General features: G+C 68.2%; 16 protein-coding genes and 1 riboswitch. Of the genes, 13 read left to right on the forward strand and 3 right to left on the reverse strand.

Annotated features, from left to right (window positions below; all coding sequences use genetic code 11):
• Nucleotides 1–71 precede the first annotated feature (71 nt).
• From ACIBVQ_RS28905 to ACIBVQ_RS28935, 7 genes are all read left to right on the forward strand, one after another.
• Nucleotides 72–875: an ArsR/SmtB family transcription factor gene (locus tag ACIBVQ_RS28905; protein WP_399181288.1), complete on the forward strand. Its 804-nt coding sequence runs from the start codon at nt 72–74 to the stop codon at nt 873–875.
• Nucleotides 876–909: 34 nt separating this feature from the next.
• The gene (locus ACIBVQ_RS28910; RefSeq protein WP_362781035.1) at nt 910–1,431 is read left to right on the forward strand and encodes a hypothetical protein; all 522 of its coding nucleotides are present in this window, start codon (nt 910–912) and stop codon (nt 1,429–1,431) included.
• 109 nt (nt 1,432–1,540) lie between these two features.
• Nucleotides 1,541–2,332, forward strand: coding sequence for an SDR family NAD(P)-dependent oxidoreductase (locus ACIBVQ_RS28915; RefSeq protein WP_352014109.1), 792 nt, complete (start codon nt 1,541–1,543; stop codon nt 2,330–2,332).
• Between the two features lie 111 nt (nt 2,333–2,443).
• A complete protein-coding gene (locus tag ACIBVQ_RS28920; RefSeq protein ID WP_399181290.1) occupies nt 2,444–4,984 on the forward strand; it encodes an L-aspartate oxidase in 2,541 nt (846 codons plus the stop codon).
• Nucleotides 4,984–5,766 carry a type III pantothenate kinase gene (locus tag ACIBVQ_RS28925; protein WP_352014107.1) on the forward strand — a complete coding sequence of 261 codons (783 nt, stop codon included), beginning with the start codon at nt 4,984–4,986 and terminating at the stop codon, nt 5,764–5,766. Before ACIBVQ_RS28920 ends, ACIBVQ_RS28925 begins: the two co-directional genes overlap by 1 nt.
• 111 nt (nt 5,767–5,877) lie before the next feature.
• Nucleotides 5,878–7,335, forward strand: coding sequence for a bifunctional lysylphosphatidylglycerol synthetase/lysine--tRNA ligase LysX (gene lysX, locus ACIBVQ_RS28930; RefSeq protein WP_386188979.1), 1,458 nt, complete (start codon nt 5,878–5,880; stop codon nt 7,333–7,335).
• A gap of 623 nt (nt 7,336–7,958) precedes the next feature.
• Nucleotides 7,959–8,207 carry a LuxR family transcriptional regulator gene (locus ACIBVQ_RS28935; protein ID WP_386188844.1) on the forward strand — a complete coding sequence of 83 codons (249 nt, stop codon included), beginning with the start codon at nt 7,959–7,961 and terminating at the stop codon, nt 8,205–8,207.
• A 143-nt stretch (nt 8,208–8,350) separates the two neighbouring features.
• Here ACIBVQ_RS28935 and ACIBVQ_RS28940 read toward each other — a convergent pair whose 3' ends face one another.
• On the reverse strand, nt 8,351–9,400 hold the full coding sequence (locus ACIBVQ_RS28940; protein WP_362781041.1) for an NlpC/P60 family protein: 1,050 nt from the start codon (nt 9,398–9,400) through the stop codon (nt 8,351–8,353).
• A gap of 5 nt (nt 9,401–9,405) precedes the next feature.
• Nucleotides 9,406–9,557: riboswitch (cyclic di-AMP (ydaO/yuaA leader) on the reverse strand.
• A 334-nt stretch (nt 9,558–9,891) separates the two neighbouring features.
• Here ACIBVQ_RS28940 and ACIBVQ_RS28945 point away from each other — a divergent pair.
• The 5 genes from ACIBVQ_RS28945 (at nt 9,892) to ACIBVQ_RS28965 (ending at nt 17,547) form a co-directional block, all read left to right on the forward strand.
• Nucleotides 9,892–10,527, forward strand: coding sequence for an amino-acid N-acetyltransferase (locus ACIBVQ_RS28945; RefSeq protein ID WP_399181293.1), 636 nt, complete (start codon nt 9,892–9,894; stop codon nt 10,525–10,527).
• Between the two features lie 246 nt (nt 10,528–10,773).
• Complete coding sequence (locus ACIBVQ_RS28950; protein WP_399181295.1) at nt 10,774–11,781, forward strand: RDD family protein; 1,008 nt, start codon at nt 10,774–10,776, stop codon at nt 11,779–11,781.
• A 1,362-nt stretch (nt 11,782–13,143) separates the two neighbouring features.
• Nucleotides 13,144–13,476 carry an Lsr2 family protein gene (locus tag ACIBVQ_RS28955; RefSeq protein ID WP_184724583.1) on the forward strand — a complete coding sequence of 111 codons (333 nt, stop codon included), beginning with the start codon at nt 13,144–13,146 and terminating at the stop codon, nt 13,474–13,476.
• 265 nt (nt 13,477–13,741) lie between these two features.
• Nucleotides 13,742–16,249, forward strand: a complete 2,508-nt coding sequence (locus tag ACIBVQ_RS28960) for an ATP-dependent Clp protease ATP-binding subunit (protein ID WP_352014102.1) — start codon at nt 13,742–13,744, stop codon at nt 16,247–16,249.
• A gap of 347 nt (nt 16,250–16,596) precedes the next feature.
• Entirely contained in the window at nt 16,597–17,547 is a 951-nt protein-coding gene (locus tag ACIBVQ_RS28965; protein ID WP_352014101.1) for a TIM barrel protein, read from the forward strand.
• Nucleotides 17,548–18,669: 1,122 nt separating this feature from the next.
• On the opposite strand, the gene ACIBVQ_RS28970 is transcribed toward ACIBVQ_RS28965, so the two are convergent.
• Nucleotides 18,670–19,365: a hypothetical protein gene (locus tag ACIBVQ_RS28970; RefSeq protein WP_399181298.1), complete on the reverse strand. Its 696-nt coding sequence runs from the start codon at nt 19,363–19,365 to the stop codon at nt 18,670–18,672.
• A gap of 122 nt (nt 19,366–19,487) precedes the next feature.
• Between ACIBVQ_RS28970 and ACIBVQ_RS28975 the strand changes: the two genes are divergently transcribed.
• The gene (locus ACIBVQ_RS28975; RefSeq protein WP_352014099.1) at nt 19,488–20,363 is read left to right on the forward strand and encodes an A/G-specific adenine glycosylase; all 876 of its coding nucleotides are present in this window, start codon (nt 19,488–19,490) and stop codon (nt 20,361–20,363) included.
• Between the two features lie 60 nt (nt 20,364–20,423).
• On the opposite strand, the gene disA is transcribed toward ACIBVQ_RS28975, so the two are convergent.
• Nucleotides 20,424–21,524, reverse strand: a complete 1,101-nt coding sequence (gene disA / locus ACIBVQ_RS28980) for a DNA integrity scanning diadenylate cyclase DisA (RefSeq protein WP_352014098.1) — start codon at nt 21,522–21,524, stop codon at nt 20,424–20,426.
• Nucleotides 21,525–21,548: the final 24 nt, after the last annotated feature.

Raw genomic sequence — 21,548 nt, forward strand, 5'->3', positions numbered from 1 at the left:
TGAGACCCGGCTGAACGGGTGTTCGAGACCGTGCTTGACGTTATGCAGGCAAATGCCTGCATAATTGGGCCGTGAAGCCCGAAGCGACAGAGATGGACCTGGCGTTCAAGGCGCTGGCCGACTCCACCCGGCGGCTCCTGCTCGACAGGCTGCGTGAGCACAACGGCCAGACGCTGCGTGAGCTGTGTGAGTGTCTGGACATGGCACGCCAGTCGGCGACCCAGCACCTCGACATCCTCCAGCGGGCCAACCTCGTCACGGTCGTACGGCGCGGCAGGGAGCGGCTTCACTACCTCAACCCGGTGCCGATCCACGAGATCGAGCAGCGGTGGATCTCGGGATTCGACCAACCGCGCCTACGGGCGTTGACCGCCATCAAGGACAGGGCAGAGGAGTACGCCATGACCGACGAATCCACATCCATGCCGAGCTATGTCTACGTCACCTACATCCGCGCGACGGCGGAGCAGGTGTGGCGGGCGCTGACGGACGCGGATCTGACGGCGCGTTACTGGTACCACGCCAACGTCTCGGACTGGCTGCCCGGCTCGACCTGGGAGCACCGGCGCCTCGACGGATCGGACACCGTCGCGGTCGTCGGCGAGGTGCTTGAGGCCGAACCCCCGAGACGCCTGGTCATCACCTTCGAGGACAAACCCGGTGCCGACCGGGAGGCGTCGGTCGTCACCTTCGTCATCGAACCGCACCAGGACATCGTCCGTCTGGCCGTGACCCACGAGAAGCTCCCCGACCGGGAGATGTACCGCGGCATCGCGCACGGCTGGCCCGCCGTGCTGGCCGGACTCAAGACCCTGCTCGAAACCGGCGAGGCCCTCCCGCAGGCTCCGTGGGACATGTCCCGGCTGGAGGTCTGACCCCTGTACGTTCCGGACCCATCAGGAGGAAGAGATGCTCGACACGACCCCGCTCAGAGACGCCTGCCGTGACCTGCTCGAAGCCGCGGCCACGGTCGCGGACTCCGGCATGAGACCCGTTCCGCCACCTGACGAATGGGGCGCCGAACAGATCCTGGCGCACGTCGTCATCGTCAACGCCGTCACCCTCGCCACCGTCTCCGACGTCGCGGCGGGGGTGGACGCGACCTACGACAACCGCGCGGCGCTCTACGCCTGGAACCTCGACCGCGTCATCGCGCTCTCCGGCGGCGACGCCGGGCTCCGGGAGCGGATCCGGCTCCAGGGGGAGGCCCTGTGCGCGCTCGCCGGGTCCACGCTGAGCGACGCCGAACTCGACACGGAGGTGCCCACCCTGCTGCTGTCCAACGGCACGGTCCTCGTCGACCAGCCCATGCCGCTGAGGGTCCTCCTCAAGGGCCTCGCGGAGGTGGAGATCCCCGGCCACACCCGGCAACTCCTGGCCCTGCTGCCCGACCACGCCCTCCGTACGGCGGAGACGGCCCTGAGCGCCTGATTCCCCGACGACAGGCGACCCGTCGGGGGCGGGTCGCCCACACGCGGTCGATAAAGCCGACAAATGCCCCTTTAGTCTCATAAATAGGACTAGTTGATCGGGGGAGCGAATGGACCGCCTCAAGGAGAAGGTCGCGCTGGTCACCGGGGCGGGCAGCGGCATCGGCCGCGCCGCCGCGCTGCTGATGGGCGCGCAGGGCGCCCGGGTCGCCGTGGCGGACCGTGACGGACAGGCCGCCAGGGAGACGGCCGACATGATCGACGGCGGCCTCGCGGTGTCGGTCGACGTCATGGACGAGGGCTCCGTGGCCGCCATGGTCGGCGCCACGGTCGCCGAGTTCGGCCGCCTGGACGTGCTCTGCAACCACGTCGGCGGCACGGACCCGCGCACTGACCTGGACCTGCTGCGGCTGGACATGGCCGAGTTCGACCGGGCCGTCGCCCTCAACGTGCGCAGCACCCTGCTGGGCTGCCGGTACGCCCTTCCCCACATGATCGAGGCCGGTGGCGGCTCGATCGTCAACACCGCCTCGGTGGCCGGACTGGTCGGGGACGTCCTGCAGATCTCCTACGGCGCGGTGAAGGCCGCCGTCATCAACCTCACCAAGTCGATCGCCGTGCAGTACGGCCCGCACCGCGTGCGCTGCAACGCCGTGGCGCCGGGCGCGGTGGTCACCCCGGCGCTGCTGGACAACCTCCCGCGGAACGTCGTGGACGACCTCCTGCGCCTCAACGCCCTGCCCTACCTCGGCACCCCCGAGGACATCGGCCACGTCATGGTCTTCCTGGCCTCCGACGAGTCGCGCTACCTGACGGGGCAGGTCCTCGTCGTCGACGGAGGCATGACCACCCAGTCCCCGGCCGCCCCCGGCCGCCGCTCCATGCTTCCCCCGGCCCCCTGAGAACGGGACGACCGAAAAGGGGGGACCCGGGGAACAAGGGTTTTCGGGAGGGCGTTATCGTCACATTGACGAAATAGAGGTGCCTCTAGCGATCCCCACAAGGAGGCGGCAGTGACGATCCCGGCCATTCCCCTGAAGTTGACCGCGCCCCCACCGGGCTGGACAGTCGAGGCCGACGTCGTCGTGGTCGGTTCAGGCGTAGCGGGGCTGACCCTCGCGTTGCGCGCCGCCGCCCTCGACCCCGGCGCGAAGGTCCTGGTCGTCACCAAGGACGTGCTCTCGGCGGGCTCGACGCGCTGGGCCCAGGGCGGCATCGCCGCCGTGCTCGACCCGGCCGACACCCCCGAGGAGCACCTGTCGGACACCCTCGTCGCCGGTGTCGGCCTGTGCGACGAGGAGGCCGTACGCGTCCTGGTCACCGAGGGGCCGGACGCGCTGCGCGAGCTGATCGCGACCGGCGCCAGGTTCGACACCGACGAAACGGGTGAGCTGCAGCTCACCAGGGAGGGCGGCCACCGCCGAGACCGCATCGTGCACGCGGGCGGCGACGCGACCGGGGCCGAGGTGCAGCGGGCGCTGGTCAAGGCCGTCGGCGAGTCGTCCATCCAGGTCATCGAGCACGCCCTGGTGCTCGACCTGCTCAAGGACGCCGACGGCCGGGCCACCGGGGTGACCCTGCACGTCATGGGAGAGGGCGAACGCGACGGCGTCGGCGCCGTCAGGGCCCGCGCCGTCGTGCTGGCCACCGGAGGCATGGGCCAGGTCTACGCCGCGACCACCAACCCCGTCGTCTCGACCGGGGACGGCGTCGCGCTCGCGCTGCGGGCCGGGGCCGTGGTCAGGGACGTGGAGTTCGTCCAGTTCCACCCGACCGTGCTCTGGCTCGGCGAGGACTCAACCGGCCAGCAGCCGCTGATCTCCGAGGCGGTCAGGGGCGAGGGCGCCGTCCTGATCGACGCCGAGGGCGACCGCTTCATGAAGGGCGTCCACGAACTGGCCGACCTGGCTCCCCGCGACGTCGTGGCCAAGGCGATCACGCGGCGGATGCGTGAGACCGGCGCCGCCCACATGTATCTCGACGCCAGGCACTTCGGTGCGGAGAAGTGGCGCACCCGCTTCCCGACGATCCTCGCGGTCTGCCTCGAACACGGGATCGACCCGGTCACCCAGCCCATCCCCGTCGCCCCGGCCGCCCACTACGCCAGCGGAGGCGTCAGGACCGACCTGCGGGGCCGTACCAGCGTGCCCGGCCTGTACGCCTGCGGCGAGGTCGCCTGCACCGGGGTGCACGGCGCCAACCGGCTGGCCTCGAACTCCCTGCTCGAAGGCCTGGTGTTCGCCCGCCGCATCGCCGACGACATCCACGCCGAGCGCGCCGTACGGCCCGCGCCCGGTGAGCCCGTCGACGACGGACGCCGGGCCGGGTTGATCGACCCCAGGGCCAGGCCCAGGATCCAGGGGCACATGAGCATGGGCGCGGGGGTGCTGCGCAGCGGCGCCTCCCTGGGCGAGACCGCCAAGGCGCTGCTGAACGTCCGGTGGACCCCGGTCGCGGTCGAGCCGTGCACGGAGTCGTGGGAGACCACGAACCTGCTGACGGTCGCCTCCGCGCTGGTCGCCGCGGCCCGCGACCGGGAGGAGACCCGCGGGTCGCACTGGCGTGATGACTTCGCCGGACGGAACGATGAATGGTGGCTCGGGCACCTCGACGTGACCCTGACAGCGGAGGGAACGACCATGACATATGTGCCGCACGGACGAGGCTCCGACGCCCTGCCGCCGCGGGTCGAGGCGGCCCTGGCCGAGGCGGGCGTCGAACCGGCCGAGGTCGCGGCGCTGATCGAGGTCGCCGTGGCCGAGGACCTTCAGGAGGCCGGTGACGTCACCAGCCTCGCCACGATCCCCGAGGGGCTGACCGCCACCGCCGACGTGGTCGCCAGGGCCGACGGCGTCGTGGCCGGACTGGCCGTGGCCGAAGGGGTGTTCGCCCGTGTGGGCGGGAGCCGCCTGACGGTCGAACGCGTGGCCAAGGACGGCGAACGGGTGGCGCGGGGTGACGTGCTGATGACCGTCTCCGGCCCGGCCCGCGGCCTGCTCACGGCCGAGCGCACGGCGCTCAACCTGCTCACCCACCTGTCCGGCGTGGCCACCCTGACCGATCGGTGGGTGCGGGCCGTCGAGGGCACGGGCGCACGGATCAGGGACAGCCGCAAGACGCTTCCCGGGCTGCGGGCGCTGGAGAAGTACGCGGTGCGCTGCGGCGGCGGCGTCAACCACCGCATGTCCCTTTCGGACGCCGCGTTGATCAAGGACAACCACGTGGTGGCCGCGGGCGGGGTGGCCGAGGCCTTCCGCGCGGTCAGGGACGCCTACCCGGGGTTGCCGATCGAGGTCGAGGTGGACAGGATCGACCAGATCGAGCCGGTCCTCACCGAGGGGGCGGAGGAGGTCCTGCTGGACAACTTCACCGTCGAGGAGATGTCGCGGGCCGTACGGCTGGTCGCGGGCAGGGCCCGGCTTGAGGCCAGCGGCGGGTTGACCTTGGAATCGGCTCGTGACGTAGCCGAAACAGGGGTTGACTATCTTGCCGTTGGCGCGCTCACCCACTCGGCGCCGGCCCTTGACATCGCCTTGGACCTTCGGGGGAACTGATGCTGCTCGCCATCGATGTCGGTAACACCCATACCGTCCTCGGCCTGTTCGAGGGCGAGGAGGTCATCGAGCACTGGCGGATCGCCACCGACGCCCGGCGCACCGCCGACGAGATCGCGGTCGTGCTGCAGGGGCTGCTCGGGCAGTCGCCGCTGCTCAAGGGCACCGACGTCGACGGCATCGTGCTCTGCTCGACCGTGCCGTCCGTGCTCAACGAGATGCGGGAGATGTGCCGCCGCTACTACGGCGACGTCACCGCCGTGATCGTCGAGCCGGGCATCCGCACCGGGGTCCCGGTCAGGATGGACAACCCGAAGGAGGTCGGCAGCGACCGGATCGTCAACGCCCTGGCCGCCATCCAGCTGTACGGCGGGCCGTGCGTCATCGTCGACTTCGGCACCGCCACCTCCTTCGACGCGGTCTCGGCCAAGGGCGAGTACGTCGGGGCGGTCACGGCCCCCGGCATCGAGATCTCGGTGGACGCGCTGGCCGCGGCCGGGGCGCAGTTGCACAAGGTCGAGCTGATCCGGCCGCGCTCGGTGATCGCCAAGAACACGGTCGAGGCGCTGCAGGCGGGCATCATCTACGGCTTCGCCGGGCAGGTGGACGGCATCGTCGAGCGGATGGCGGCCGAACTGGCCGACGACCCCGACGAGGTCACCGTCGTCGCCACCGGCAGCGCGGCGCCCCTGGTGGTCAGCGAGGCGCGCTCGGTCGACGTGCACGAACCGTGGCTCACGCTGATCGGCCTGCGGCTCATCTACCACCGCAACACCACCTGAGGCCCGGTCTCCTTCGCGGAGAAAAAGCGGGAAACACCCTCTGGCGGACATCGGTAACCTTGTCCTGTGACCGATGAAGTGACCACCCCAGCCGACGATCTGCCGGAGCAGATGCGCGTGCGCCGGGAGAAGCTCGACCGCCTCCGTTCGGAGGGCGTCGAGCCGTACCCGGTGAACTTCCCGCGCACCGCGACCAACGGCGATGTCCGCGAGAAATACGCCGGCCTCGACGCCGACACCGCGACCGGCGACAGGGTGGGCGTCACCGGTCGGGTCATGCTGTCGCGCACGGGCGGCAAGCTCTGCTTCGCCACGATCCGTGACGGCTCGGCCGACCTCCAGGTCATGATCTCCCTGGACCGGGTCGGCGAGGAGTCCCTGGCGGCGTGGAAGCGCGACGTCGACCTCGGCGACCAGATCGGCGTCGTGGGCGAGGTCATCACCTCCCGCAGGGGCGAGCTGTCGATCCTGGCCGACAGCTGGACGATCACCTCCAAGTGCCTGCGTCCGCTGCCGGACAAGCACGCCGGGCTCACCGACCCCGAGGCGCGGGTCCGCCAGCGCTACGTGGACCTCATCGTCAACGACGAGGCGCGCAAGATGGCCTACACCCGCAGCGCGGTCGTGCGGTCCATCCGTGACTTCTGGCACGAGGAGGGGTTCCTGGAGGTCGAGACGCCGATGCTCCAGCCGATCCACGGCGGGGCGGCGGCCAGGCCGTTCAGGACCCACATCAACGCCTACGACATGGAGCTCTACCTTCGCATCGCGATCGAGCTCTACCTCAAGCGGCTCGTGGTGGGCGGCATCGAGAAGGTCTTCGAGATCAACCGCAACTTCCGCAACGAGGGCGCGGACGCCACCCACAACCCCGAGTTCACGATGATGGAGGCCTACGGCACCTATCTCGACTACAACGGGATCGCCGACCTGACCCAGCGGATGATCCAGCGGGCGGTCGTGGCCGCCCTCGGGCACTCCGTGGTGGTCCACGACGGCCAGGAGATCGACCTGGGGCTGCCGGTGTGGCCGAGGGTCACCGTTTACGGCTCGGTCTCCGAGGCGCTCGGCGAGGAGGTCACGACCGAGACCCCGCTCGACCAGGTCCGCAAGCTCGCCGACGCGCGCGACATCCACTGGGACGCCAAGTGGGGTCAGGGCAAGCTCGTGCAGGAGCTGTTCGAGGAGCTCGTCGAGCACACCCTCGTCCAGCCGACGTTCGTCATGGACTACCCGCTGGAGACCTCCCCGCTGGCCAGGACGCACCGGGACAACCCGCTGCTGACCGAGAAGTGGGACCTGATCGGGTTCGGCACCGAGCTCGGCACCGGTTACTCGGAGCTGAGCGACCCGATCGAGCAGCGCCGCCGCCTCACCGAGCAGTCCCTGCTCGCCGCGGGCGGCGACCCTGAGGCCATGCAGCTCGACGAGGACTTCCTCACGGCCCTTGAGTACGCCATGCCGCCGACGGGTGGCGTGGGGGTCGGCGTGGACCGTCTGATCATGGCCTTCACCGGTAAGAACATCCGCGAGACCATCCTGTTCCCGCTGGTCAAGCCCACGGGCTGACCCTTCCTTCCCTGCACCGGGCCCGTTGCCCGGCTCCCCTCACGGCGGGCCGGGCGGCGGGCCCGGTCTCATGTGGGGGCCCGGAGCCCGGTGATTTGATTGGGGCCAAACGGAGGACGGAAACTCTATTTCCAGTGTGTTCGATACCGTACGGTAAACGGCACGTTACGCCAGATTTGCGCCGAATGCCGTAAATCTGGGGCATGGCATCCTCCCATTGCGGAGGGTTTCCAACCGCCACGTCAAGGGGTAGTGAGGCGCTCGGCGAAGCGCGCGGAAGGGCTCCACTTTTTCCGGCGAAATTCACATATAGGTCATAACCATACGGCCGGCCGGCGCCGGGGCCGTGGTCGGCGGGGCTCCGGCGAAACCTTGGTCTGCGAGGACGTGGCGCGCGGCGGGCGCCCCCGGCCACGGACCCTGACTTGTCCGTGACTTAACCATAAAGGCGCCGACATATCATGAGTACTTCACGTAGCGACCACTATGTCAACAGCGCGTGCTACCTCTATGAAGTGTGGAACTTGACGACCTTTGAACAAGCCGTTTACCGTTCCTGACGGGCGACACTGATTCCAGACAACTCACGCCTCGATTAGCAGGTGCGGGGGGAGCGACTCCAGATGGCATATCCCGAAGTGGATTCCCGTCGCGGCGACAGCCTCCTGGGCATGGGCGAGGTCGGCCTCACAGATGAGGATCTCGTGCTGCTGGCGGAGCTGGCCAAGGGCGTCACGGTCGACCGGGTCGGACGCCGCCTCGACATCAGCGGAAGAACGGTCCGCCGTAGACTCCGCGGAATCTGCGACCGCATCGGCGTGGCGACGGCCATCGAGGCCGTCGCCTGGGCGGCCCGCAGACGCCTCATCTGAGGCGAGCCCTTACCCGATGCCGTCCCGGACCCCCGCGTACGGCAGGGGCCCCCTGAGGGGCCGCTGTGGCCGTACGCGACCCGGGTGCGTCCTTCCCCGAACCGCCGTCGGCGGTTCGGGGCGGTCCGGCCGGTTCAGGCGGCTCAGTCGGCGATGCGCACCCCGCCCGCGAAGGGACGGTTGTCGATCGGGGCGATGTGAATGACGTCGCCGGTCTGCGGCGCGTGGACCATGAGGCCCGCGCCGATGTAGATCCCGACGTGGTGCAGGTCGCTGTAGAAGAAGACGAGGTCTCCCGGGCGCAGGTCGCTCCTTGAGGAGATGTGGGTGCCCGCAGTCCACTGGTCGCCCGTGTAGTGCGGCAGGCTGATGCCGACCTTCTGGTAGGCCCACATCACCAGGCCGGAGCAGTCGAAGGAGTTGGGGCCCTCGGCCCCCCACACGTACGGCTTGAGCTGCTGGGTGAGGGCCCAGCGGGCGGCCTCGGCGGCCTTGCCCGAGCCGATGATCGGCACGTTGACCTTGACCCGGCTGCCCCGGTTGCGCCCGGCCTGCGAACGCACCTCGCTGAACAGGTCGCTCTCGACCCGTTTCACCAGCCGTTCGATCTTGGTCCGCCGGTCGCCGAGGTCGGACAGGAGGTCCTTGACCTCGTCGGTGCGGGCCTTGGCGCTGGCCTGCGCGCGCTGGGCGGTCTCGATCGCCTTGCTGACCTGCGCGACCTCCTCGCTCTGCTGCTGCTGGAGCGCGTAGTTCGTGGTGGCCTGGTCGAGGAAGGTGTCCGGGTTGGACGACTGGGTGAAGGCCAGCGCCGAGGCGAGCCCACCCGCCATGTAGGTGCTCTGGGCGAGCAGGGTGGCCTTCGTGCGCCGCTCGGCCAGCTGCGACTCGCTGGCGGCGAGGGTCTTCTTCGCGCTCTCCGCGGCGCGCTGCGCCTGCTTGAGCTTGACCCGCCCGCCGTTGTACTGCTCGGTGAGCGTCTCGATCTCGGTGTGCAGCTTCTCGGCCTGCTTGGCGAGCTCCTGCAGACTCGGTTTCGGCTCCGCGGTCGCGGCGAAGGGGGCGCCGAGGAGCAGGGAGGCGAAGGCGAGCCCGGCGATCACCACCTTGTGCCGCGGCCTGCGCACCCGGTGTTCTCGATGGCGGGCGTTCCCGCCCGCGCTCTCTCTCCCACGGTTGCGCGTGCGCTTCACCAACAGGCTCCTCTCTCGGCCGCCTACCGGGTTAGCTGACGGGTTCGGGCCGGAGGCAGCCCTACCGAGGCGCCGGTGGCACATCGGATTCACCCCGGGGGACGGCTGGAGGGTGGGTCCCCGGTTCCCCGAGTCGGGGATTCGGCGGCGCAGCACTTTACGGGTGCTGACATCGAGGACGGACATTAGTGCAATTGGCGGTTCATGCTCAACCAGAACTGTGAAGCCGGTGGAGCTTTCGCAACTGAAATGTCACGGTCGGGTCACGTAATTTCATGATCGACATATGTGCCACGCCGGGCATCCGCCTCCCCTGGCGCGGGGGTGGAGATTCTCGCAGGTCCGGGCCTTCGGGCGGGGCCGGTCGAGGCGCGCTCGCCGGGCGGCCTCCCGGGGCGCGAAGAAGACGGCGAGATTCATCCGGCGGACCCCGCAGCCGAGATAAGGGCAGGCCGTAAACAAGCGGTGACGAGGACGTACTCTGATCAGTCATGGAGCAGGTTGCGCAACAGTCCCCGGTGCGGGCCGTACCCGGCCGGGACGAGGTTTCCCCGGAGGCCGCGGAAGGGGAGTCGGTGGCGGTCTCCGGCGACGTCCCGGAAGGATCGTCGACGGAGATCACGGTGCGCAGGGCCAGGACGCCGGACGTCCGCGCCATCCGCCGCCTGGTCGACACCTACGCCGGAGCGGGGCCGCGCCTGCTGGAGAAGGCGACCGTCACCCTTTATGAGGACATCCAGGAGTTCTGGGTGGCCGACGTGGCGGGAAAGGTCGTCGGCTGTGGAGCGCTGCACGTCCTGTGGGAGGACCTGGCCGAGATTCGCACGGTCGCCGTCGATCCCGACTGCCGGGGTATGGGAATCGGCCACCGGATCGTCTCCCGTCTCATCGGCGTCGCCGGAGACCTCGGACTGCGCAGGGTCTTCTGTCTCACCTTCGAGATCGATTTCTTCGCGAGACACGGATTCAGGCAGATCCAGGGCACACCCGTCGCGCCGGAGGTCTACGCGGAACTTCTCGCCTCCTATGACGAAGGTGTGGCAGAGTTCCTTGATCTGGAGCACGTCAAGCCGAACACCTTGGGAAACACCCGGATGCTGCTCCATCTGACACCGCGGGGCCACTAGCTTGACCGTGGTGCTGACTGATCGGAAAGGTGACTGTTGTTACCTATGTCGATACGTTGTGCACCAGCAAGCATGTGAGTCTGACATGTGCCACATGCGCAGTCGAAGTGAGGTGACGCGGTGAGCACCGGACAGCCACCGTATCCGCAGGATGATCCCGAGCGCGACCGCACACCGTCGGGGCATCCGCAATACGGACAGAACGCGGGTCGAGCCCCCGGAGAACTCGATCCCGATGTGACAGTCGTGGGATATCGATCGGAGGCCTCACAGCCGAACACCGGACCTGGGCAGACCCAGCCCGGGTACGGCCAGCAGCAGGGCTACGGCCAGCAGGCCGCCCAGCCCGGTTATGGTCAGCAGGCCGCCCAGCCCTCCTACGGCCAGGACTACGGTCAGCAGCAGGGGTACGGCCAGCAGGCCGCCCAGCCGGGTTACGGCCAGCAGGGTGGGACGGGCGCCTACGGGCAGCCCGACTACGGCCAGCAGCAGGGCTACGGCCAGCAGGCCGCCCAGCCCTCCTACGGCCAGGACTACGGCCAGCAGCAGGGCTACGGCCAGCAGGCCGCCCAGCCCTCCTACGGCCAGGACTACGGCCAGCAGGCGGCCCAGCCGTCCTACGGTCAGCAGCCCTCCTACGGGCAGCCCGACTACGGTCAGCAGGGCTACGGCCAGCAACCCGGTTACGGCGCCCAGGCGTCCATGTACGGCCAGGGGTACGGTCCCCAGGGGGTCACGCCCCCCGGTGCGCCGGCTCCGCTGGCCGAATGGTGGCAGCGTCTGGTGGCGAGGATGATCGACGGCATCATTCTGGCGATCCCCACGGTGATCCTCAGCCTTGTGCTCGCGGCGATCCTTATCACCAACGGCGGTTTCGACCTTGAGAGCGGTGTGATCACCCAGCCCTCGGGGTACGCCCTGTCGACTTTCCTGACCACCATCATCGCCGGTCTGATCTATGTCGCCTATGAGTTCCTGATGTTGCGGCAGAACGGTCAGACCGTCGGCAAGATGGTCATGGGTATCAAGGTCGTCCGGGTGGGAGGCGCTCTGCAGGGCGGTCTCTCCCCCGATGTCGCCATCAAGCGGGCGGGTGTCTCCTACGGCCCCTACGCGCTGAGCGGCATTCCGCTGGTCGGATTCGTGCTCAACATCTTCACTCTGGTGAACGTGCTCTGGCAGCTGTGGGACAAGCCCCTGAAGCAGTGCCTGCACGACAAGGTCGCCGCGACGGTGGTCGTCAAGACCAAGTAGTCGCGGGAAAAGGGACCGGCGGGTTGAACCGCCGGTCCCTTTTCGTGTCCGCGTCCCGGTGCGCCGGGTTTCGTGTGCGCGTTCGCGTGTGACGGGAAACACGCCGGAGGGCGTGCCCGGTAACGAGGGCCCCTCAGGACGCGATGGAAGCGCAAACCCATTCGAGGCGGCACGAGGAGCGTTATGGCCGTCCACCCCCCTCCCTCGCCGACAAACGCCGTGCGCCACGGACGTCACGGCGCCCCCACCCCCAAGGGCCGCGGGATGAACAACTACGCGGTGCGGCCTTTGGACAGCCGTCCACACGGTCTTATGGGGCCCCAAAGGGAGAACGCGCGCCGCGGGGAGTTCGCGGACAGACGGCCGAATGGATCGCGGCCGGGGGAGGGCATCCTCCCGGGCGGCGCCGACTTCGCGTCCCCCAAGGGATTGTCCCGCCACCCGACTTCCCCTTCCCGAGGCTTCTTAGCGATGGCTCAGGAGGCGTCCTGGTGTCACATGGTTGTTACGGAGTCCGCTCCTGTTTGGTGGTTATAAGGTCTACGACTATGTCCTAGATGCCAGACAAGGACGTACTCTTGGTAAGAAAACAAGGAAGATCCGTCTTCTTCTGTCGGCGGAGTCGCACCACGGCCCCCCGCAACATGAAGAGGGCAACTATCCATACGGGTGTTCTTCGCACCAGGGGCATTGTCGGCGGTGAACCCGCCCGAGGTGATCTCCGGCTTCGTGGACGGCCCGTTTGATCTTCCCTTCCGGACCCCTCACCAGGGGCTACGTGAGCAGGAGGCCGTACGGCTCCGCAGTCGCCGAGCCGGGACCGCAATGGTTTTCCGGTGGAGTGATCATCACAAGATCGCCCTGCCGGTTTTTCCCTCCGGCTTTACGGAGCGCAACCGGTAAGACGGCTGGAGAGAAGCATTAAGGTAGTGAGCGGCAGGTCTGTCTGCCCCAGTGACACCCACCGACCGCAGGTGACGCTATGGTCATCCGTGGACGGAACCGGACCGATCGAGCGCGTCCTCCCAGCGTGGCCCGGGTTGTCGCAGGCAAAATTTCCATGGTCTCCGAAAGTTACCCACGGTGCGGAGCGAGGACGAATGAACGAGGTATTGTCCGCGTTGATACCCCCGGTGGTCGTCGGCGGGGCCTTCATCTACGGAGTTGTCAAGCTTCTTCGGAGTGAAGCCGTCGGCCGTCGCCCGGCAAAACGACGGGATCAGGTCGAGTCGCAGAACGGTTGATCACTCCCCGGGCTCGCGGGGCGACGAGAATCGCCGGGCTCCTGGAATTGCCGCTCTCCGATTGCGGGTATATGTTTAGCTAGCGAATGAAACAATACTCCGCGAAAGGATTGCGTAGATGGCCAAGCAGATCCAGGAGATACTCATCGACGACCTCGATGGGGGCGAGGCCAATGAGACCGTCGCCTTCGCGATTGACGGCACCAGCTATGAGATTGACCTCAGCGACGTAAACGCGAAGAAGCTCCGCGACTCCCTGTCGCCTTTCGTGCAGAGCGCCCGTCGTTCCGGTGCTCTGGCTCCTCGCCGTCGTCGTGCGGGTGGTACCCGGGCACTCACGAGGGAGAAGAGCGCCGACATCCGGGCGTGGGCCAAGTCCCACGGCCTCAACGTCAGCGAGCGCGGTCGAATCGCCTCCAAGATCGTCGAGCAGTACGAAGCGGCTCACTAGATCGTTGAATCATGCGGTTATGGCGGCCACGGTGGGGTCCGGTGGCGGCCATGACCGCATGACGCGTTTGAGCGGCCGATAAACGTCGTTCGCTTGCGGCGTATCGGGAACATCGCACCCCCCGCAAGTAGTTGGATGGAGGGTGAACGCCCTGCTCTCGGGGAACGTCTTCTGCGTAGAGCGGTCGCCGGGTCGGGGCTACCATGCGGGATGACAGGGCCCGGATATCCCGGACCTGCCTGACCGCTCTGTGAGGAGCGACGAGATGTTCGAGAGGTTCACCGACCGCGCACGGCGGGTTGTCGTCCTGGCCCAAGAAGAGGCCCGGATGCTCAACCACAACTACATCGGTACGGAGCACATTCTTCTTGGCTTGATCCATGAAGGTGAAGGCGTTGCCGCCAAGGCTCTGGAGAGCCTCGGCATCAGTCTTGAAGGTGTGCGTCAGCAGGTCGAGGAGATCATCGGCCAGGGGCAGTCTGCGCCGTCGGGGCACATTCCCTTCACCCCGCGTGCGAAGAAGGTCCTTGAGCTGTCGCTCCGCGAGGCCTTGCAACTGGGACACAACTACATCGGCACCGAGCACATCCTGCTCGGCCTCATCCGTGAGGGCGAGGGTGTCGCCGCACAGGTGCTGGTGAAGCTGGGCGCGGATCTCAACCGCGTCAGGCAGCAGGTCATCCAGTTGCTCCACGGTTACCAGGGCAAGGAGCCGGCCGCCTCGGGCGGTCCGCAGGAGACGGCGCCGTCGACCTCCCTTGTGCTGGACCAGTTCGGCCGCAACCTGACCCAGGCCGCCCGCGAGGGCAAGCTCGACCCGGTCATCGGCCGGGACAAGGAGATCGAGCGGGTCATGCAGGTCCTGTCCCGCAGGACCAAGAACAACCCCGTCCTGGTCGGCGAGCCCGGCGTCGGCAAGACCGCCGTCGTCGAGGGCCTGTCGCAGAAGATCGTCAAGGGCGAGGTTCCGGAGACGCTCAAGGACAAGCAGCTCTACACCCTCGACCTGGGCGCCCTGGTCGCGGGCTCGCGCTACCGCGGTGACTTCGAGGAGCGCCTGAAGAAGGTGCTCAAGGAGATCCGCACCCGCGGCGACATCATCCTGTTCATCGACGAGCTGCACACGCTCGTCGGCGCGGGCGCCGCCGAGGGCGCGATCGACGCCGCCAGCATCCTCAAGCCGATGCTGGCCCGTGGTGAGCTGCAGACCATCGGCGCGACCACGCTTGACGAGTACCGCAAGCACCTGGAGAAGGACGCCGCGCTTGAGCGCCGCTTCCAGCCGATCCAGGTGGCCGAGCCCAGCCTCAGCCACACGATCGAGATCCTCAAGGGCCTGCGCGACCGTTACGAGGCCCACCACCGGGTCTCCATCACCGACGGCGCCCTGGTCGCCGCCGCCCAGCTCGCCGACCGCTACATCAGCGACCGGTTCCTGCCGGACAAGGCGATCGACCTCATCGACGAGGCCGGCTCGCGCATGCGCATCCGCCGCATGACCGCGCCGCCGGACCTGCGTGAGTACGACGAGAAGATCGCCAACGTGCGGCGCGACAAGGAGTCCGCGATCGACGCGCAGGACTTCGAGAAGGCCGCGGCGCTGCGCGACCAGGAGAAGCAGCTCCAGCTCAAGCGGGAACGCCGCGAGAAGGAGTGGAAGGCCGGCGACATGGACGTCGTGGCCGAGGTCACCGAGGAGCTCATCGCCGAGGTCCTGGCCACCGCCACCGGCATCCCGGTCTTCAAGCTCACCGAGGAGGAGTCCCAGCGACTGCTCCGCATGGAGGACGAGCTGCACAAGCGGATCATCGGCCAGGACGACGCCATCAAGGGTCTGTCCCGCTCGATCCGCCGCACCCGCGCCGGTCTGAAGGACCCGCGCCGTCCGGGTGGCTCGTTCATCTTCGCCGGTCCCTCCGGTGTCGGTAAGACGGAGCTGTCCAAGTCGCTCGCCGAGTTCCTCTTCGGGGACGAGGACGCGCTGATCATGCTGGACATGTCCGAGTTCATGGAGAAGCACACCGTCTCCAGGCTGTTCGGTTCGCCTCCCGGCTACGTCGGATACGAGGAGGGCGGTCAGCTCACCGAGAAGGTGCGGCGCAAGCCGTTCTCCGTGGTCCTCTTCGACGAGATCGAGAAGGCGCACCCGGACATCTTCAACTCGCTGCTGCAGATCCTGGAGGACGGTCGCCTGACCGACGCCCAGGGCCGGGTGGTCGACTTCAAGAACACCGTCATCATCATGACGACCAACCTCGGTACCCGTGACATCTCCAAGGGCATCGGGGTCGGGTTCGCGAAGGCCAACGACAACGAGTCCAACTACGACCGGATGAAGGCCAAGGTGCAGGAGGAGCTCAAGCAGCACTTCCGGCCCGAGTTCCTCAACCGTGTCGACGACATCGTGGTCTTCCACCAGCTCACGCCGAAGGAGATCATCAAGATCGTCGATCTGATGCTCGCCCAGGTGGCGCTGCGCCTGAAGGACCGCGACATGGGTCTCGAAGTCTCCGACGACGCCAAGCAGCTGCTGGCCGACCGCGGTTACGACCCGGTGATGGGTGCCCGCCCGCTGCGCCGTACGATCCAGCGCGAGCTGGAGGACACGCTGTCGGAGAAGATCCTGTACGGCGAGCTCCGGCCCGGCCAGATCGTCAAGATCGGCGTCGAGGGCGAGGGTGACAACGCCACCTTCACCTTCGTCGGCGAGGCCGCGCCCACGGACCGTGTCCCGGACTCGGCCGCCGCCATCGCGGAGCCGATCCAGCACTAGGCCGAACGGTCCCCGGGGCTCCATTTCCGAAGGACCGGCAGGTCAGAGAACTGAAGCAGACCCCGTCGTGAGACATCACGGCGGGGTCTGCTCATTTGTTATACAAGGAGGTGTCCTACCACCAAAGGTAGTACTACACTCTGTAGAGTGAGCCTGGCCAAGGCTCACCAAGTGAGCCACACATCGTGCTTTCCGCGGCGAGATCGCCTTCCGGGGTCAGCCGCGCGGCGTACCGGCGAATCACCTGCAGAGGTGACGCGGTGACCGGCCTCCGCGCGGGATGCTCGGCCCACCAGGCGGGTCCCAGGACCACCTGACCGAAAGCACCACACGCTTGGAGGCATCGGATGCGTTTGCGACACCAGGACGGGACTCTCGTTCACCTGTCCTACAACGCGGGCGTCCATCCCGCTGAGGACCTGGAGAACCTGATCGCCCACCTGACCAGGTACGCCGTTCCGGTGCGCAAGCGCCTCGGCGTCGGGCGGATGGGCGTCGGACTCTGGCTCTCCCCGAGCGTGGCCGACCACCTCATCGCCGACCGGATCGAACTGGTCCGCCTGCGCCGTTCCCTGGAGGAGCGCGGCCTGGAGGTCGTCAGCCTCAACGGCACCGGTGGCCGTAACCAGGAGAGCCCCGGCCCTGACTGGGCCAAGCCCGAGCGGTACCGCTACACGATGTCCCTGGCCAAGATCCTGGCCTTCCTGCTCCCGGACGACGTCCAGTTCGGCAGCATCTCCACCATCCCCATCGGCTGGCGCCGTGACTGGCCCGCCGACCTGCACGCCATCGCGGCCCGCCGCCTCGAACGACTCTCCCGCGAACTGCGCGGCCTCTACAGCGTCACCGGCAAGACGGTCAGGGTCGGCTTCGAGCCTTGGCCCGGCTGTGTGCTGGAGACCACCAAGCAGGCCCTCGAACGCGTCTGCGGCATCGACTCCGAGCATCTCGGCGTCTGCCTCGACGCCTGCCACCTCGCGGGCGGCGCGGAGCAGCCGGAGGACGCCCTGCGCGGCCTGGCCGCCGCGGGTGCCCCCGTCGTCAAGCTCGGCCACGTCCACAACCACTTCGGCGACGCCTGCCAGGAGCTCCCCAGCACCCGTTCCGTGCTTGAGGACACCCTCACCGCGATGCTCTCCGGCGCGGTGAACGGCACGGCCCACATCGAGGTCGAAACCCACGGCCTGGCCGTACCGCTGCGCGCCAAGGGCCCCGGCGCCCTGGTCAACATGATCGCCGAGGAGCTCGACTGGGCAAGGACGAACCTGACGGCACTGGGCCTGACACTCGCTGCGTGACCTTTTGCGCCGCCTTCGGCGTGTTTCTTTGCGCCGCCCGGCGGCGTGTCTCTTTGCGCCGCCTTCGGCGGCGCGGGTTCGGGCGCTTCGAGCCGGCGCTTTCCCTCGTCACTCCGTCGCTTCGCTCCTGCGTTCCTCAGTCCAAGCGCCGGCGCACCCGAACCATGTCTCTTTGCGCCGCCTGGCGGCGTCGCGGGCTTGGGCGCTTCGGGTCGGTGCTTTCCCTCGTCGTTCGTCCGCTGCGCTCCCTCACTCCTCAGTCCAAGCACCGACGCGCCCAAGCCGACACTCCTCACACTTGGCACCGGTAAAGCACAGGCAAAACCCCTCACTCCTGGTGTGGGGAGGGTTCGTCGGCTTCCTCGGCTCAGGTGGTGGGAGCACCGAGGGCAACAGGCCCAATTTCCTTGGTTCGGGCGTTGAAAGGTGCCGGAACTGCCTTTGGCGCGCATGGGCCGGGTTTCGTTGGGCTCGTGCTGGTTCAGCTCAGCCATGCGCTCCTTTCCGCGTAGGGGCTTCAGCTGCGGTGGTTGGTCCCGGGTGGGGGTCGCGCGGGTTGCTTCAGCGGGCTGGAGGGCGCTGGGCAGACGAAGTCAACGGTTCTTCGGTAGTGATCATGTCGGACCAGGCCGCCACCCTCGGTGCGTACAGCGGGAGCCAGGACGAGGCCAGGGGAAACCCACAGCCCGGTGGGTCTGCGGCATGGATAGGGGGCCCGGGACGGAGTCGGGGAAGGGCCACGGCTCGGTTTGGGGAGCTGCGGGTCTGCGGGGTGTGGGCTGGGCGGAGCGTGGTCCGTGAGGCGGATGGTGGGCTTCAGGGGGAGTTCGTGGCCTGGGCGCGGGAGGGTGAAACCGCGTGTGAGTGTGGAGAGGGCACGCCAGGTGAAGGCCGGAAAAGGCTATGCGGAAGAACCGAGAAAACCGATCTGGGTGGTGTGAATTAGAGGAATCCGAGGCGGGTTGAGAAGCGGGCGGTGGTGTGGGCCTATCAGGTCAGGAAAAGTCCTGAAGAAGTAGACGGGTCAGGAAAAACCGCGGTACGGCCCCGGAATCCCAAGATGTGAGCCCCGAGAAACCGCGTTGCAAAAGCCTCGGAAACTGTAATGGGGGGAAGGGCAGGTCAGCGGAGGTGGAAGACGGCCTTGTGGCTCTTGAGGTCGGGAGTGCGGACCATGGCCACATAGGTTCCGGCCTTGGCGGCGGGGCGATGGGCTGAGCAGTCGCTGCCGGAACGGTGCCGGTTCCAGTCGATCTGCCGGACGTACGGGATGCCCCGGTCGAGCCGGCGAATCTCCTCGGCCTCTCCGCTGACGCAGTCGGCGGACGACCAGATCCGGTCGTCGCCCGAGGTGATGCGGACCTCAAGCGCCCGTGCCCCCACGTCGGCGGTGCACATCACCTTGTTGGTGTTCACCAGCGTGACGATGAACTGGGGCCGGCTGCCCCCGGGGTAGACCTCGCTCCGTCCGCGTATGTCCAGGACCAGGTCGGACGGGTCGCAGGTCTGGCCGGGACGCCTGATCTGGACCTTGGGCTTCGCCTTGACGACGGCGGCCTTCGGGGAGGGGGTGGCCTCGGGGGACCGTGGGGAGGGAGGCGTCGGGGTGATCGTCACCGCGGGCAGAAGCGCCAGGACCGGATCCGGTGACGGGGACCCGGTGGCCGTGCCGTTCGCCCGGGGGCCGTCGTCCTGTCCGCCTGCCGAGCAGGCCCATGCCACCAGGGCGACCACCATGAGCACACCGAGGAGCGCGACCATCCGCCGCCGCCAGTAGACGTCCACTCCTATATCACTACGGAAAGTGTCCGGATCCATACGCACAGTATGGTGACTCTCCGTGGGCCGTGAAGGGCGACCCGCCGCTCTGGTCGTCGTTTCGGAGGGCGGGGTCCGGCGAAGGCGGCGAAGCACGTCCGGAACGGCACTATCGTCGGAGAGTGCCCGAGTCGAACCTCCTGTTGGAGCCTGTCCTCTCCTGGTACGCCGACAACGCGCGTGACCTTCCATGGCGGGCCGAGGACGCCTCCCCCTGGTCGATCCTGGTCAGCGAGATCATGCTGCAGCAGACTCCGGTGGTCAGGGTGCTTCCCATCTGGACGGAGTGGATGGAGCGCTGGCCGACGCCCGCGGCCCTGGCCAAGGAACCGCCGGGCGAGGCCGTACGGCACTGGGGGCGTCTTGGGTATCCACGGCGTGCCCTCAACCTGCACGCCTGCGCCAGGGTGATCACCGACGAGCACGGCGGGGAGGTGCCCTCCGACCACGCGACCCTGCTGACGTTGCCCGGTATCGGCGAGTACACCGCCGCCGCGGTGGCCAGTTTCGCCTTCCGGGGGCGATACGCCGTGCTGGACACCAACGTGCGCAGGGTCCTCGCGCGGGCCGTGCGGGGGGAGGAGTATCCCCCGAAGGCCACCACGCCCGTCGAGCGCAAGCTCGCCGCCTCGCTGCTGCCCGGGGAGGAGGACGCCCCGGTCTGGGCGGTGGCCGTGATGGAACTCGGCGCCCTGGTCTGTACGGCTCGCGCCCCTCGCTGCGCCGACTGCCCGGTCGTCGGCCTGTGCGCCTGGCGGCTGGCGGGCAAACCGCCCTACGAGGGACCGGCGCGTAAGGGGCAGACCTACGCGGGTACGGACCGTCAGTGCCGGGGGCGGCTGCTGGCCGTACTCCGTCAGGCCCACGAGCCCGTCCCCAAGGACGCTCTCGACGTGGTCTGGGACGACGCCCCGCAGCGGGAGCGCGCGCTGGACGGCCTGGTCGCCGACGGGCTGGCGGAGGTCCTCGACGACGGGACCTACCGTCTTCCCACCTGAGATCGCCGAGGCACGCACCGGCTTGAGGGCCGGTTCGCGGTGGAACCCTGGGAGGGCGGGTCAGACGTAACGTTCCAGGATGGACGACTCGGCCAGGCGGGACAGGCCCTCGCGGATGTGCCGGGCCCTGGCCTCGCCGACGCCGCCGACCTCCTGCAGGTCGCCGATGCTGGCGGCCAGGAGCTTCTGCAGGCTGCCGAACTGGTCGACCAGGCGGTCGACGACCGTCACGGGCAGGCGGGGCACCTTGGCCAGCAGCCGGTAGCCACGGGGGCTGACCGGGCTCTCCAGGACGTCGGTACCCGACTGGCCGAGCACGTGCGCGACGGCCGTCAGGTCGAGCAGGCCGTCGGAGGAGAGCTGGTCGAGGTCGTGCAGGGCGTCGGCGAAGCGGCGCGGACGTCGTGCCGAGATGGGGAGGTAGTCGCGCACGATCAGCTCACGGTCGCTCTCGGTCCCGGCGACCAGCTCGTTGAGCTGCAGGGAGAGGAGTCGGCCGTCGGTGCCGAGCTCGACCACGTAGCCGGCGATCTCGTTGGAGATGCGCCGGACCATCTCCAGGCGCTGGGCGACCACGGCCACGTCGCGGACGGTCACCAGGTCTTCGATCTCCAGGGCGGACAGCGTGCCCGAGACCTCGTCGAGCCGGAGTTTGTATCGCTCCAGAGTGGCCAGCGCCTGGTTGGCCTTCGACAGGATCACCGCCGACTCCTCCAGCACATGGCGGATGCCGCCCAGGTAGAGGGCGATGATCCGCATGGACTTGCTGAGGGAGATCACGGGAAGGGATGTCTGCACGGCGACGCGCTGGGCCGTACGGTGCCGGGTGCCCGACTCGTCGGTGGGGATGGACGGGTCGGGCATCAGGTGCACCGCGGCTCGGACGATCTTGTGGTCGTCGGAGCTCAGCACGATGGCGCCGTCCATCTTGGCCAGTTCGCGCAGTCGGGTGGCGGAGAACTCGACATCCAGCTCGAATCCGCCGCTGCAGATCGCCTCGACCGTGCTGTCGTAGCCCAGCACGATGAGACCGCCGGTGTGGCCGCGAAGGATGCGTTCCAGGCCGTCGCGCAGCTCGGTGCCCGGCGCGACCGCGGCCAGGACACTTCTGCGGCGTTCGTCGAGTCCTTGTTCGTCGAGTCCTTTGTAGGTGGCTGCCACATGACCCCCGTGGTCCGCGTATAA

It is taken from the genome of Streptosporangium sp. NPDC049376, from assembly GCF_044466505.1.
Classification (GTDB): Bacteria; Actinomycetota; Actinomycetes; order Streptosporangiales; family Streptosporangiaceae; genus Streptosporangium.

Excerpts from the sequence above, each read along its gene's own strand:
- ACIBVQ_RS28910 (WP_362781035.1), top strand. The coding sequence starts at position 910 with ATGCTCGACACGACCCCGCTCAGAGACGCCTGCCGTGACCTGCTCGAA.
- ACIBVQ_RS28915 (WP_352014109.1), top strand. The coding sequence starts at position 1,541 with ATGGACCGCCTCAAGGAGAAGGTCGCGCTGGTCACCGGGGCGGGCAGC.
- ACIBVQ_RS28925 (WP_352014107.1), top strand. The coding sequence starts at position 4,984 with ATGCTGCTCGCCATCGATGTCGGTAACACCCATACCGTCCTCGGCCTG.
- lysX (WP_386188979.1), top strand. The coding sequence starts at position 5,878 with ATGCGCGTGCGCCGGGAGAAGCTCGACCGCCTCCGTTCGGAGGGCGTC.
- ACIBVQ_RS28935 (WP_386188844.1), top strand. The coding sequence starts at position 7,959 with ATGGCATATCCCGAAGTGGATTCCCGTCGCGGCGACAGCCTCCTGGGC.
- ACIBVQ_RS28945 (WP_399181293.1), top strand. The coding sequence starts at position 9,892 with ATGGAGCAGGTTGCGCAACAGTCCCCGGTGCGGGCCGTACCCGGCCGG.
- ACIBVQ_RS28955 (WP_184724583.1), top strand. The coding sequence starts at position 13,144 with ATGGCCAAGCAGATCCAGGAGATACTCATCGACGACCTCGATGGGGGC.
- ACIBVQ_RS28960 (WP_352014102.1), top strand. The coding sequence starts at position 13,742 with ATGTTCGAGAGGTTCACCGACCGCGCACGGCGGGTTGTCGTCCTGGCC.
- ACIBVQ_RS28965 (WP_352014101.1), top strand. The coding sequence starts at position 16,597 with ATGCGTTTGCGACACCAGGACGGGACTCTCGTTCACCTGTCCTACAAC.
- ACIBVQ_RS28970 (WP_399181298.1), bottom strand. The coding sequence starts at position 19,365 with ATGGATCCGGACACTTTCCGTAGTGATATAGGAGTGGACGTCTACTGG.